The following is a 12,161-nucleotide window of genomic DNA, read 5'->3' on the forward strand; positions in this document are numbered from 1 at the left end:
GCGCGCGGCTCGCGTGAATCCCTAAAGCACGTTGAGCATCGCGAGCGCGGTTTCCTGCAGATGCGGCAGCACGCGTCGCACGGCCGCGTCGGTCGTCTCCGTGCCGATCGGCATGTTCGTGCTCAGCGCGGCGACGACTTCGCCGTGACGGTTCTTCAGCGGCACCGCGATGCCGCGCACGCCGACCTGCAATTGCTGCTCGATCACCGCGAAGCCCGCGTCGCGCGCGTGGTCGACCTGTTCGAGCAGGCGCGCCTTGTTGGTGATCGTGTGCGGCGTGAACGGCGCGAGTTCGGTGTCGTCGAGCCACGTGCGGACGGCCTCGCGATCCGGATGATGCGCGAGCAGCACGACGCCCGGCGACGTCAGCGGGGCGGGCACGCGCGCGCCGAGCACGAAGCCGGTCGTCATCACGCGCGACACGCCGTTGCGGGCGATGAACACGAGTTCCCAGCCGTCGAGCACGCTCACGTACGCCGATTCGTTCAGCGACGCGCTCAGTTGCTGCAGATAGGGCTGGACCGTGCGCGGCAGGCGCGCCGAATCGAAGTACGACCAGCCGACCCGCAGCACGCGCGGCGTGAGGCCGTACAGCTTCCCGTCGGTGTACACGTAGCCGAGCGATTCGAGCGTCAGCAGGTAGCGCCGCGCGGCCGTGCGCGTGAGGCCGGTGCGGGCGGCGGCCTGGGTCGGCGTCATCCGCGCGTGCTGGCTGTCGAATGCCTCGAGGATCATCAGGCCCTTTTCGAGGCCGGCTATCCAGTCGCGTCGGTCGAGGTGGGGCTTTTTCATGGTCGAGGATGCGTCGTGCGCGGTGTTCGTGCGGGAGTGGGCGATTATCGCGCGGCGCGGCGGACAATGCGATATGCGGCGAGCCGGCGCTGTCCGTTCGGCCAGCTGTGCGGCCTCGCATCGCAGATATACAATTTGTCTTGTATATCCACGGAGGTTCGTATGCAGGTTGCAAAGTGGGGCAACAGCCTGGCGGTCCGCCTTCCGGCCAGTGTGGTCGACGCACTGGAGCTTCGCGAGGGGGACGATATCGAAATCGTCGTCGACAGTCCGCGCGTTTTCGCCGTGCGTCGCAAGCCGAGGCCGGACGAGCTTCTGCAGCGATTGAGGCGTTTCAGGGGCAAGCTGCCCGCAGACTTCAAGTTCAGCCGGGATGACGCGAATGAGCGGGATTGAGTCGGCGAAATCGTTCGTCGACAGCAATGTCGTGCTTTCTCTGTTGTCCGAGGACGAAACCAGGGCAAATCGTGCGGAGGCGCTATTCCTTCGACGGCCGACCATCAGCGTTCAGGTACTGAACGAAGTCGCCAGCGTTTGCAGCCGCAAATTGCGGATGCCCTGGCGCGAGGTGGGGCAGTTTCTGGAGCCGATCAGGAGTTTGTGCCATGTCGTGCCGATCACGGTCGATACGCACGACCTCGCTCGAAGGCTGGCGGAGCGGCATCGCTTGTCCTTCTACGACGCGTGCATCGTGGCAGCTGCGTCGATCGAGGGTTGCGAATACCTGTACACCGAGGACATGCACGACGGCTTGAGCGTGGAGGGCGGTCCGGAGTTGCGAAATCCGTTTGCCTGAGGATGCGGCGCGAACGTTACACGCGCCGCATCCGGGTCGACGTTACTCGCTGCTCGTCCACTCGACGTTCGCGCCGACCGAACGCAGGTTTTCGACGAAATGCGGATGCGCGCGGCGGATCGGCAGCGCGTTCATGATTTCCGAGCGGCCTTCGATGCTCGCGGCCACCATCAGCAGCGCGATCGCGACACGGATGATGTACGGGCTCTCGACGCGCGCCGGCGTCAGCTGCAGGCCGCCGAACGTGATCAGCCGGTGCGGATCGGACAGCAGCACGTGCGCGCCGAATTTCGACAGTTCGCCGGACCAGCCGAGCGCGCCGTCGTAGACCTTGTTCCAGAACATCGCGCTGCCTTCCGCACGCACGCCGAGCGCGATGAAGATCGGCAGCAGGTCGACCGGCAGGTACGGCCAAGGCGCGGCTTCGACCTTGGTCAGGATGTTCTGCGTGAACGGCCGGCGTACGCGCAGCGGGCCGTCGCGTTCCGCACGGGACCAGCCGTCGCGGTGCGTGACGGTCACGCCGAACTTCGCGAACGTGCGGTCGATCAGCGGGAAATGCTCCGGCGACGAGTTGCGCACCGTGATGTCGCCGCCGGTGATCGCGCCCAGTGCGAGGAACGTCGCGATTTCGTGGAAATCCTCGGCGAAGCGGAATTCGCCGCCGCCGAGCTTGCCGCCGCCCGTCACGCACAGGCGCGACGTGCCGATGCCTTCGATCGCGACGCCGATCATCGCGAGGAACTGGCAGAACTCCTGCACGTGCGGCTCGGACGCCGCATTCATCAGCGTGGAGGTGCCGCCGGCGGCCGTCGCGCACAGCGCGAAGTTTTCGGTGGTCGTCACCGATGCGTAGTCGAGCCAGTGATCGTTGGCCGTCAGCGGGCCGTCGGCACGGACGATCAGCGAATCGGGCGTGCGCTGGATGTGCGCGCCGAAGCGCTCGAACACTTCGACGTGCGGATCGATTTCACGCACGCCGAGCGTGCAACCCTTCACGTCGTTCTCGAGGCGCGCGACGCCGAAGCGCGCGAGCAGCGGCGGAATCAGCATGATCGACGAGCGCATCGCCTCGGGCAGGCGGTGAACGGCCGGGTCGAACGTCGTGTTGCGATGGTGGAGTTCGAGAATGCCGGTCGTGAAGTCGACCGACACGTCGCTGCCGAGCGTGCGGAAGATGTCGAGGATCTTGCGCACGTCGGTGATGTCCGGTACGCCGACGAGGCGCAGCGGCTGATCGGTCAACAGGGTGGCGCACAGGATCGGCAGGACGGCGTTCTTGTTCGCGGACGGCTTGATGTCCCCGCGCAGCGGAGTGCCGCCGTGGACGATGAGATTCGACATGATATGGGGGCGTATCTGTGACTGACGTAGGCCCATATGATGCCATTGGTCGGCGGGTGACGTGGAATGTTCAGAGGGGAAAAAGGGCTTCTGCGCGCGGGATTGACCGTGTTTGACGTTGGGCGAGGGCGGCCGACACGGACGCGGATCGATCGCAGTGTAAGGACAAAAAGGGGGGGCAGCCGCGAATGCCCGGATTGGGACGGATCCTTATCTCGTAAAATCGAGGCCGGATTTTCGAATGATTCCATCCATGTCGACATCATCCCCTCAATCCCCATTTGCTGAAGAGGCTCCGGAGAATGCTGACGGGCGGCCTTGGACGCGCGATGAACTTCGAGCGTCGGTAGAGGAATATCTCAAAATGCTCGAGAGTGAGCGCGGGAGGCAGCCATACGTCAAGAAGGCGGTCTACGACGGGTTGGCTGGTCGATTCAATCGCACCGCGAAGGCGTTCGAGTACCGGATGCAGAACATTTCGTATGTGCTGGCGTTGATGGGCCGAGAGTGGCTGTCCGGACTCAAACCCGCTAAAAACGTCGGGGCGAACGGCGTGCTGATCGAGCAGTTCATCAACGAATGGGAGAAGCGGTCGGCTGCCCCGACCGTGAAATTCGAACTCGACGTGCGCGACGCGCTGAAAAAAACGCCGCTCGCGCCGCCGCCGGGCAATCCGAACCCCGGGACGACTAGCTCGACGGTGACTCAAATCCGCCGCGATCCGTTGGTGAAGGCCTGGGTGCTGACGCAAGCGAACGGGACCTGCGAATGCTGTGGCGAACCGGCCCCGTTCAAGGGGGCGGACGGATTGCCTTACTTGGAAGTACACCACGTCCGCAAGCTGGCGGAGCGGGGCCCCGACCTCGTGTCGAACACGGTGGCTGTTTGTCCGAATTGCCACCGTGCATTGCATTTCGGTGAGAACGCCCGGCTCCTCGTCGAGCGCCTTTACGAACGATTGCCGCGCCTCGTTCGCCCGTGACCGGCGTCGCTCACCGGTCATGGGCGCGTCCTCACTCCGCCGCCCGCATCCGCGCGGCGACCACCAGCGAGATCAGGCAACCCACTGCGAGATAGCCGGCGACCAGGTGCCACGAACCGCCGGCCAGGCTGACCAGCGCCACCGCGATGAACGGCGTGAACCCGCCGCCGACGACGCTCGCGAACTGATAACCGACGCCCGCGCCGCTGTAGCGGTATTCCGCACCGAACAACTCGGTGAAGAGCGGCTGCTGGACGCTCACGATCATGTCGTGCGCGGCATTGGCCAGCAGGATCGAGAAGACCACGATCCACGCGATCGAGCGCGATTCCAGCGCGACGAAGAACGGCACCGCCGACGCGAGGCCGATCAGCGCACCGATCAGGTAGATGCGGCGCAGGCCGAAGCGGTCCGCCAGCCATGCGAAGCACGGGATCGTCAAGCAGCTGACCGCGCCGACCAGCAGGCCGATGTTCAGGAACAGGTCGCGCGACATGCCGAGGTTCGACGTCGAATAGCTGAGCGCGAACGCGGTGACGATATACATCGTGAACAGTTCGGCGAGCCGCAGCGCGACGATCAGCAGGAACGCCTTCGGATGGCGCGTCAGCGCCTCCAGCACCGGCAGGCGCAGCTTGCGATTGCCGTGCTCGACCTTTTCGACGAATTCCTGCGACTCGTCCATGCTCTTGCGGACCCACAGCCCGATCAGCACCAGCACGATGCTGAACACGAACGGCAGGCGCCAGCCCCACGACTTGAACGCGGCCTCGCCGAGCGTATGGCTCAGGATCGACACGATCCCCGTGGCCAGCACGAGCCCGACGCCATAGCCGACCTGCACGCCGCTGCTGTAGAACGCCTTTTTCTGCTTCGGTGCGCTCTCGACGGCCATCAGCGCTGCGCCGCCCCATTCGCCACCGACCGCGAAGCCCTGGATCGCACGCATCAGCACCAGCAGCACGGGCGCCCACCAGCCGATCGTCGCGAAGCTCGGCAGCAGGCCGATCGCGACGGTCGACAGCCCCATCAGCATCACGGTCAGCACGAGCATCCGCTTGCGGCCGAGCCGGTCGCCGTAATGGCCGAACACGACGCCGCCGAGCGGCCGGAACAGGAAGCCGACGCCGAAGGTCGCGAACGCCGCGAGCGTGCCCATGGTCGGGCTGACCTTCGGAAAGAATTCGGAATTGAAGACGAGTGCGGCGACGATCCCGTACAGCAGGAAGTCGTACCAGTCGACGACGGCACCGACGAAGCTGCCGATTGCGGCCTTGCGGGCCTGGCTGCGCGCGCGGGCGCCGGCGGCGGCGTCGAGGGTGTCGAAGGTTGGGGTCATGGCGAAGTCTCCTGGCATGGCGCATCGTGGAATCGTGGCGGCGCCGCGTCCGATGCTGCATTGAAGTCGATGGGTGGACGGAGAATAGGGCGCGCGCCGCGCGACGGCAATTGGCCGATCGGACAAAATGCGCGATTATCGCTCTTTTATGTGCGATTATCGAACGAATCCCGGGTTTGCACTAGGCGAGGCATTCGTATCCCGTTCGGCCAGGGTGTGCCGGCGTGAACGATCTGGTTAAAATCGGGACCATCAAAACCTTGCCCGAATCGGGCGGACACCCGGCCACCCCACCGGCCGGGCATGCCGCACGCGCCGGGCGTCATCCCCATCGACCGCATACCCCCGGAGACTGTAATGCCCGGCAATTCCCACCCCCTGTCCAGCGATACGCCGCCCGTTGCCGATCCGGCCGCCAATCCGCTCGGGATGGCCGGGCTCGAGTTCGTCGAGTTCGCGGCGCCGGTGCCGGACGCGCTCGCGCAACGCTTCGAGCAGCTCGGATTCAAGGCGATCGCGCGCCATGTCAGCAAGAACGTCACGCTGTACCGGCAAGGGCAGATGCAGTTCCTGATCAACGCCGAGCCCGATTCGTTCGCTGCGCGCTATGCAGAGGAATACGGGATGGGCGTGTGCGCGATCGGGCTGCGCGTGGCCAACGCGCGGCGCGCGTTCGAGCGTGCGATCGAGCTCGGCGCGTGGGCGTTCGAGGGCGAGCGGATCGGGGTCGGCGAGCTGAAGATTCCGGCGATCCAGGGGATCGGCGATTCGCACCTTTATTTCGTCGACCGCTGGCGTGGGCGCGACGGCCAGCGCGGCGGCGTCGGCGACATCTCGATCTTCGACATCGATTTCCGGCCGATCGACATCGCGACCGCGCATACCGATCTCGATTGCGCGGGCACGGGCCTGCAGCAGGTCGACCATTTCACGCAGACGGTCGGCGCGGGGCGCATGCGCGAGTGGCTCGACTTCTATCACGACCTGCTGCACTTCCGCGAAATCCATGAAATCGACGCGCACTGGCATGTGTCGGAAGAGTCGCGCGTGATGGTGTCGCCGTGCGGCGCGGTGCGGATTCCGGTCTACGAGGAAGGCACGCGCCGCACCGAGCTGATGCACGCGTATTTGCCGGACCATCCGGGCGAAGGCGTCCAGCACGTTGCGCTGGCGACCGACGACATCCTGGCGAGCGTCGATGCGCTGCGCGCGAACGGCGTCGAATTCATCGAACCGCCGGCGCGCTATTACGACGAAGTCGATGCGCGGCTGCCGGGGCACGGCGTCGATCTCGACGCGCTGCGCCGCCGCGCGGTGCTGGTCGACGGCGAAATCGGCAGCGACGGCGTGCCGCGCCTGTTCTTCCAGACCTTCGTCAAGCGCCGGCCCGGCGAGATCTTCTTCGAGATCGTGCAGCGGCAGGGGCACCACGGATTCGGGGAAGGGAACCTCGCGGCGCTGGCCCGCGCCCGCGACGCCGGGTGAGCGACAGAGGGCGTGGTCGCGTAGTGGCCACGGCCGCGAGTGCGACTGCGGAATCAGCGACCGCGTAACGTCACACGCCCGCGGCCGGCACACTGTTCGGCGCCGGATCGTTCGGCGCCTTGAGCGCGCATGCGGTACCGCCCGGCGTGTACATCGACACGACGCAGCGATTGCATGACGTGCAGCCCGATTGCGCGATGCGGCCGTCGCGCAGTTCGTTCACGAAACCCGGCTCGAACACGAGCGCGCGGGCGAGCGCCACCGCGTCGAATCCTTCGCGCATCGCCAGCGCGACGTTCTCGCGCGAGCGCACGCCGCCGAGATAGGCGAGCGGCATCCGGACGGCCGCACGCACCTGCCGCGAATGCTCGAGGAAATACATCTCCCGAAACGCGCCCATCTTCGGCTCGGTGAGCTTCTGCAGCGCCATCGCGGTGCGCACGATCGCGTTGTCGGCGTTCGCGCGCGCCTCGCCGGGCAGCGGGCTGCCGAACAGCTGCCACACCGACTCGACGTTCATCCCGCCGCTCAGCACCAGCAGGTGCGCGCCCTCGGCCTCGAGCCGCCGTGCGATCTCGGATGCGTCGTCGGGCGTTCCGCCGCCACGCACGCCTTCGGTCACGCCGATCTTGCAGACCACGGCGAGATCTCGGCCGACCGCATCGAGCACGCGGCGCAGCACCTCGACGGGGAACGTCGCGCGACGCGCCGCATCGCCGCCGTATGCGTCGCGGCGGCGGTTGTACAGCGGCGACAGGAACTGGCTCAGCAGATAACCGTGACCCATATGGATCTCGACCGCGTCGAAGCCCGCGTCGCGCGCGTGGCGCGCCGCGCGTGCGAATTCGTCGGCGATGACGGTCATCTGGTCGCGCGTCATCGCCTGCTTCAGGAAGCGGCCGCTCATCACGCCGACCTTGTTGAACCCGCCCGACGCACTCAACGGACGTTTCGTCGACAGCGACGGCAGGAACGTGAAGCAGCCGCCGTGGGTGATCTGCGCGGACGCCGCCGCGCCGTGGCGATGCACCGCGTCGGTCAGCGCGCGGAATTGCCGGACCGTGGGCGCATCGAGCCGCGCCTGGTCGACGAACGTGCGGCCGTCGTCGCTGACCGCGCAGTACGCGACCGTCGTCAGCGCGGCGCCGCCCGCGGCGATGCGTTCATGAAACCCGACGAGCGCACGCGACGGCACGCCGTTCGGCGTCATCCCTTCGTTGGTCGCGGATTTGATCAGGCGGTTGCGCAGCGTCAGCGGGCCGATCTGCAGCGGGCTGAACGCAGTATCGAGGGCGGCAGGTTCCATGTCGGGCGTGCGTCGGAATGGGGATGGCGACCATTGTGCGGAGCCGACGCCGGATCGCATCGTCCACGTGGATGATCCGCCGCCCACCGCCCACCGCCCGCACCGCCTAGTCGGCCGCGCCCAGCTTGCGCGCCTGGCGGCGCATCCCGTCGAAGATCGCATCGGCCACGTCTGACGGGAAATCCGCCGGAATGCGCGACGCGACGCCGGCGATTACCGGTTCGGTGCGTGCCGCCACATCGGCCATGGCCGCGCGTACGACGTCTTCGGTCAGACCGACACGCGCGCCTTGAGCGATCCAGTGACGCGGCTGGATGTCGCCGATCACGTAATGGCGATTCTTCCCGCACACGGCCATCGCGAGCCGGGCGCGCCGCGGCGGCAGCTGATTGCGGCGCGTACCGATGATCGGATGCGCGGACAGCACATCGTACAGCGGCGTGCTGCGATACGTGTTGCCGGGCAGGTGCGCGATGCTGAAATTCTTCGCGTGGCCGTCGATCGCCGCGAGTACCCAGAACACGAGCTGCGTGACGAAGAAGTTCGTCCGGTCCCGCGCGGCCTCGGCGGAATTCGCGAGGATGCCCATGATCGTCGCGATGCCGGGGCCGCCGTCGGATTCGTATTTGGCGCCCGACGGCGTGCCGGTCGCCTGGCACATGTCCTCCTGCGGCAGCCGCAGGATCCAGGTGCCGTCGCGGGACCGACGGCGGTCGAAACGCTCGACGATCAGCGCCTTCTGGTCGTCGAACCGGCCGATGTCGCACGCGGCGACCGGCAGGCCGTACGCGGCGACGATCTTCGAACACAGCCATTCGTTCTCGACCGACGTGCGCATGTCGGCCTGCATGTTCCCGACGCGCCCCAGCGGCAGCTTGAAGATATGCGTGGTCGGCGTGCTGCCGGCCGGCAGCAGCCAGCGATTGCCGTCGCGCAATAGCGCGGTCTTTTCCTGCGCGCCGGCGATCGACAGGCGCAGCTCGCCGTCCGGCTCCGCGTGGCCGGGCAGCGGGGCGGCGGTCGCGTGGCGCAGCACGTCGGCCACGGCCGCATCGTCGAGCGCGGTGCCGTCGATCGATTCGAGGTCGACCGGTGCTTCGTCCGGAGGCAACAACTGCAGCGCCCCGACGCAATCGCGGCCGATCGACGCGAGCAGTTCGAACGGCGCCGTCGACCCGAGCCGGTAGCGCTGCGCGATGCGGCGGCGGATCGGCTGGCTGTCCGGGAGCAGGTTGTCGAAGTAGTCGGCGACGATCGCGCCCTGGTGCGGCTGGTTGCCCGGCGTGAACGGCAGCGACAGCGACAGCGGACGGCCTTGCGGATCGTCGACCCACGCCGGCAGGTAGACGAGGCGCTCGACGCCGCGCCGGACTTCCCAGTAGCCGACCGGGATGCCGTTCATCCACAGGTCGAGGCGGTCGTGGCGGAGGCGGCGGGCCATCGTCACCAGTCCTCCCTTGTGGTGCCCCGAGGCTTGCCGGGCGTGGCGGCGGCGGGCCGTTTCCGCGTGGCGGCGGATGGGGCCTTCGCAGCGGCCGGCGGGCGAGCCGGCAGCTCGGACGAACCGGACGAACCGGGCGAACCGGGCGAGCGACCGCGCGCGGCCGGCGTGCGCTTGGGCGCCGGCGCGGTGCCAGCGGGCGCCGCTGCGTCGTCCGGCGTGCCCGGCTCGAGCGCCAGGCGAACGCCGAGCACGTTCAGCACCTTGAAAAGACGTTCGATACTGACCGCGGACGGATTGGCTTCGAGCTGCGCGTACGACTGTTGCGTCACGCCGAGGCGGGCAGCGAGCTGCGCCTGCGTGAACCCCGCCGACTTCCGGAAGCCGACGAGGATCGGGCGCAACTGGCTCAAGGTCTGGACAGGGAATGCCATGGGCTCTCCGCGCAATGACAGGCGATCGTTTGTAATCGGAAAATACAGTCTATGGTATGTATCGTCAAAATACAAACCCGAGACTGTATTTCATAAAAACAAACGATAGCCTGTCAAGCGGCAACCCGTGGGGCGGTGCCAGGACGCGCGGCACGCGCCTGTCAGCCCGGCATCATCACGCCGCCCGCAGCGGGCTCGCATCGGCGGAGCGCGCGCTTTCCGGATCGTCGTCGCCGAGCGGGATGAACGCCATGATTTCCAGGTCGTGCCCCGACAGCGCCGGCAGCCGGAACGGACTCGACAGCACATTCAGCCGCCGCACGCCGAGCTCACGCAGGATCTGCGAGCCGATTCCCGTCACGCGGCCGTCGCGGCGTGCGTGGCCGGCCGGCGTTCGCATCGCGTCGCCGCGCATGTCGCAGTCGAGCAGCACCGCGACGCCGCAACCGGCCGCGTCGATCCGTTGCAGCGCCGCGTGCAGCGGCCACGAATGCGCGGACGGTTCCGCGTCGAGCAGGTCGAGCAGCGAATGGCATTCATGCACGCGCGTCAGCACGGGTGTCGACGGATCGGGCTCGCCGCGCACCAGCGCAAGATGCGGCGCACCGTGCACGGAGTCGCGATACTCGATCGCGCGGAACCGGCCCCACGGCGTATGCAGCGGCCGTTCGCCGACACGCTCGACGAGCGACTCGTGCTCGCGGCGGTAATGGATCAGGTCCGCGATCGTGCCGATCTTCAGCCCGTGATGCGCGGCGAACGTCCGCAGCTCGGGCAGCCGCGCCATCGTGCCGTCGTCGTTCATCACCTCGCAGATCACCGACGCGGGCGTGAGCCCGGCGAGCGCCGCGAGATCGCAGCCGGCCTCCGTGTGTCCCGCGCGCACCAGCACGCCGCCCGGGCGCGCGGCGATCGGAAACACGTGGCCGGGCTGCACGAGATCGTCGGGACGCGCGCCCGCGCGCACCGCCGCGCGGATCGTCCGCGCGCGATCGGCTGCCGAAATGCCGGTCGTCACGCCTTCGGCCGCCTCGATGCTCACGGTGAACGCGGTGCCGAACGGCGTGCCGTTGCGATCGGCCATCGGCGGCAGACGCAGTTGCTCGCAGCGCTCCGCGGTCAGCGTCAGGCAGATCAGCCCGCGCCCGAAGCGCGCCATGAAGTTGATCGCGTCGGGCGTCACGCGATCGGCCGCGATCACGAGGTCGCCTTCGTTTTCGCGGTCCTCCTCGTCGACGAGCAGGACCATCCGTCCCGCACGCAGCTCGTCGACGATTTCCGGCGTACTGGCGAGCGTCATTGCGCCTCCGTCGCGTCGAAGGCGCGGCGCAGCGCGTCGGCGCCGAAGGTCAGCACGCGATCGGCCGCGTCGACCGCGCCGAGCATGCTCGCGAAGCCGTGCAGCTGGCCCGGCCAGCGCACGAGCGAGACCGGCGTGCCGGCCTGCGCGAGACGCAGTGCGTACGCTTCGGCCTCGTCGCGCAACGGATCGAATTCCGCGCTGACGATGGTGGCCGGCGCCGCGCCCGACAGGTCCGCCACGGCGAGCGGGCTCGCGAGCGGCGATGCGCGGTCGGCGCCGTCGCCGAAATACTGGCGCTTGAACCAGCGCATCGCGTCCGCCGTCAGGAAATAGCCTTCGCCGAGCGATTCGTACGACGGATGCTCTGTCGCGCAATCGACGACCGGATACAGCAGCAACTGGTGCGCGATCGCGATGCCCGAGCCGCGCAACTGCAGCGCGGCGATCGCGGCCAGGTTGCCGCCCGCGCTGTCGCCGGCCACGGCGATCGCACCGGCGCGCGCGCCGAGATCGCGCGCACTGGCGGCGGCCCAGCGCACCGCGTCGCAAGCGTCCTGCGCGGCTGCCGGGAAGCGCGCTTCGGGCGCGAGCCGGTAATCGACCGACAGCACGAGCGTGCGCGCCCGCCTGGCAAGACTGCGGCACAGGTTCGCGTGCGAATCGATCCCGCACGCGACGAAGCCGCCACCGTGGAAAAACACCGTCAGCGGCAACGGCCCGTCGGCATCGGGCCGATACAGTCGTGCGGATAACTGACGACCCGGCGCCGGGATCTGCCAGTCCTCTTCGGCGGCAATCGCGTCGCCGGGCGCGAACGCGCTGCCTCCGGCGAGGCTCGCACGGTACGCGGGCACGGTCAGTCGATCGAAATCGATCGCGGGCACTTGGGCGAGCGCGGCGAGCAGCGCCTGCGCCTGAGGGTCGAGCGGCATTGGAACT

Annotated in this window: 12 protein-coding genes; 4 read left to right on the forward strand and 8 right to left on the reverse strand. The window is 67.8% G+C overall.

What is annotated here, in order from left to right:
- Window positions 1-21 precede the first annotated feature (21 nt).
- Window positions 22-792: an IclR family transcriptional regulator domain-containing protein gene (locus tag U4012_RS01420; RefSeq protein WP_321795527.1), complete on the reverse strand. Its 771-nt coding sequence runs from the start codon at window positions 790-792 to the stop codon at window positions 22-24.
- A 162-nt stretch (window positions 793-954) separates the two neighbouring features.
- Here U4012_RS01420 and U4012_RS01425 point away from each other — a divergent pair, with 162 nt between their 5' ends.
- The gene (locus U4012_RS01425; protein ID WP_044843105.1) at window positions 955-1,188 is read left to right on the forward strand and encodes an AbrB/MazE/SpoVT family DNA-binding domain-containing protein; all 234 of its coding nucleotides are present in this window, start codon (window positions 955-957) and stop codon (window positions 1,186-1,188) included.
- Window positions 1,175-1,588, forward strand: a complete 414-nt coding sequence (locus tag U4012_RS01430; protein WP_321795530.1) for a PIN domain-containing protein — start codon at window positions 1,175-1,177, stop codon at window positions 1,586-1,588. Before U4012_RS01425 ends, U4012_RS01430 begins: the two co-directional genes overlap by 14 nt.
- A 42-nt stretch (window positions 1,589-1,630) precedes the next feature.
- Here the strand turns inward: U4012_RS01430 and U4012_RS01435 are convergent, their stop codons facing one another.
- The gene (locus U4012_RS01435) at window positions 1,631-2,932 is read right to left on the reverse strand and encodes a UDP-N-acetylglucosamine 1-carboxyvinyltransferase (protein ID WP_044843107.1); all 1,302 of its coding nucleotides are present in this window, start codon (window positions 2,930-2,932) and stop codon (window positions 1,631-1,633) included.
- 364 nt (window positions 2,933-3,296) lie between these two features.
- Between U4012_RS01435 and U4012_RS01440 the strand changes: the two genes are divergently transcribed.
- Window positions 3,297-3,914 carry an HNH endonuclease gene (locus tag U4012_RS01440; RefSeq protein WP_321795533.1) on the forward strand — a complete coding sequence of 206 codons (618 nt, stop codon included), beginning with the start codon at window positions 3,297-3,299 and terminating at the stop codon, window positions 3,912-3,914.
- 31 nt (window positions 3,915-3,945) lie between these two features.
- Here the strand turns inward: U4012_RS01440 and shiA are convergent, their stop codons facing one another.
- Window positions 3,946-5,253, reverse strand: a complete 1,308-nt coding sequence (gene shiA, locus U4012_RS01445) for a shikimate transporter (RefSeq protein ID WP_321795535.1) — start codon at window positions 5,251-5,253, stop codon at window positions 3,946-3,948.
- A gap of 357 nt (window positions 5,254-5,610) precedes the next feature.
- Between shiA and U4012_RS01450 the strand changes: the two genes are divergently transcribed.
- A complete protein-coding gene (locus U4012_RS01450; protein WP_321795537.1) occupies window positions 5,611-6,738 on the forward strand; it encodes a 4-hydroxyphenylpyruvate dioxygenase family protein in 1,128 nt (375 codons plus the stop codon).
- Between the two features lie 70 nt (window positions 6,739-6,808).
- Here the strand turns inward: U4012_RS01450 and U4012_RS01455 are convergent, their stop codons facing one another.
- From U4012_RS01455 to U4012_RS01475, 5 genes are all read right to left on the reverse strand, one after another.
- Window positions 6,809-8,044 carry an NADH:flavin oxidoreductase gene (locus tag U4012_RS01455; protein ID WP_321795539.1) on the reverse strand — a complete coding sequence of 412 codons (1,236 nt, stop codon included), beginning with the start codon at window positions 8,042-8,044 and terminating at the stop codon, window positions 6,809-6,811.
- A 106-nt stretch (window positions 8,045-8,150) separates the two neighbouring features.
- On the reverse strand, window positions 8,151-9,485 hold the full coding sequence (locus U4012_RS01460) for a type II toxin-antitoxin system HipA family toxin (protein ID WP_321795541.1): 1,335 nt from the start codon (window positions 9,483-9,485) through the stop codon (window positions 8,151-8,153).
- Window positions 9,486-9,487: 2 nt separating this feature from the next.
- Window positions 9,488-9,919: a helix-turn-helix transcriptional regulator gene (locus U4012_RS01465; protein ID WP_321795543.1), complete on the reverse strand. Its 432-nt coding sequence runs from the start codon at window positions 9,917-9,919 to the stop codon at window positions 9,488-9,490.
- Between the two features lie 175 nt (window positions 9,920-10,094).
- Window positions 10,095-11,219 carry a bifunctional 3,4-dihydroxy-2-butanone-4-phosphate synthase/GTP cyclohydrolase II gene (ribBA, locus tag U4012_RS01470; RefSeq protein ID WP_321795545.1) on the reverse strand — a complete coding sequence of 375 codons (1,125 nt, stop codon included), beginning with the start codon at window positions 11,217-11,219 and terminating at the stop codon, window positions 10,095-10,097.
- A complete protein-coding gene (locus U4012_RS01475; protein ID WP_321795547.1) occupies window positions 11,216-12,154 on the reverse strand; it encodes an alpha/beta hydrolase in 939 nt (312 codons plus the stop codon). The genes ribBA and U4012_RS01475 overlap by 4 nt, the downstream gene beginning before the upstream one ends.
- Window positions 12,155-12,161: the final 7 nt, after the last annotated feature.

The sequence above is a fragment of the Burkholderia sp. BCC1988 genome (assembly GCF_905339895.1).
Taxonomy (GTDB): domain Bacteria; phylum Pseudomonadota; class Gammaproteobacteria; order Burkholderiales; family Burkholderiaceae; genus Burkholderia.

What these genes read in the sequence shown, in the direction of transcription:
- U4012_RS01465 (WP_321795543.1), bottom strand. Translation starts at nt 9,919, where the DNA reads ATGGCATTCCCTGTCCAGACCTTGAGCCAGTTGCGCCCGATCCTCGTC.
- U4012_RS01440 (WP_321795533.1), top strand. Translation starts at nt 3,297, where the DNA reads ATGCTCGAGAGTGAGCGCGGGAGGCAGCCATACGTCAAGAAGGCGGTC.
- U4012_RS01455 (WP_321795539.1), bottom strand. Translation starts at nt 8,044, where the DNA reads ATGGAACCTGCCGCCCTCGATACTGCGTTCAGCCCGCTGCAGATCGGC.
- U4012_RS01450 (WP_321795537.1), top strand. Translation starts at nt 5,611, where the DNA reads ATGCCCGGCAATTCCCACCCCCTGTCCAGCGATACGCCGCCCGTTGCC.
- U4012_RS01430 (WP_321795530.1), top strand. Translation starts at nt 1,175, where the DNA reads ATGAGCGGGATTGAGTCGGCGAAATCGTTCGTCGACAGCAATGTCGTG.
- U4012_RS01460 (WP_321795541.1), bottom strand. Translation starts at nt 9,485, where the DNA reads ATGGCCCGCCGCCTCCGCCACGACCGCCTCGACCTGTGGATGAACGGC.
- U4012_RS01435 (WP_044843107.1), bottom strand. Translation starts at nt 2,932, where the DNA reads ATGTCGAATCTCATCGTCCACGGCGGCACTCCGCTGCGCGGGGACATC.
- shiA (WP_321795535.1), bottom strand. Translation starts at nt 5,253, where the DNA reads ATGACCCCAACCTTCGACACCCTCGACGCCGCCGCCGGCGCCCGCGCG.
- U4012_RS01420 (WP_321795527.1), bottom strand. Translation starts at nt 792, where the DNA reads ATGAAAAAGCCCCACCTCGACCGACGCGACTGGATAGCCGGCCTCGAA.
- ribBA (WP_321795545.1), bottom strand. Translation starts at nt 11,219, where the DNA reads ATGACGCTCGCCAGTACGCCGGAAATCGTCGACGAGCTGCGTGCGGGA.
- U4012_RS01425 (WP_044843105.1), top strand. Translation starts at nt 955, where the DNA reads ATGCAGGTTGCAAAGTGGGGCAACAGCCTGGCGGTCCGCCTTCCGGCC.
- U4012_RS01475 (WP_321795547.1), bottom strand. Translation starts at nt 12,154, where the DNA reads ATGCCGCTCGACCCTCAGGCGCAGGCGCTGCTCGCCGCGCTCGCCCAA.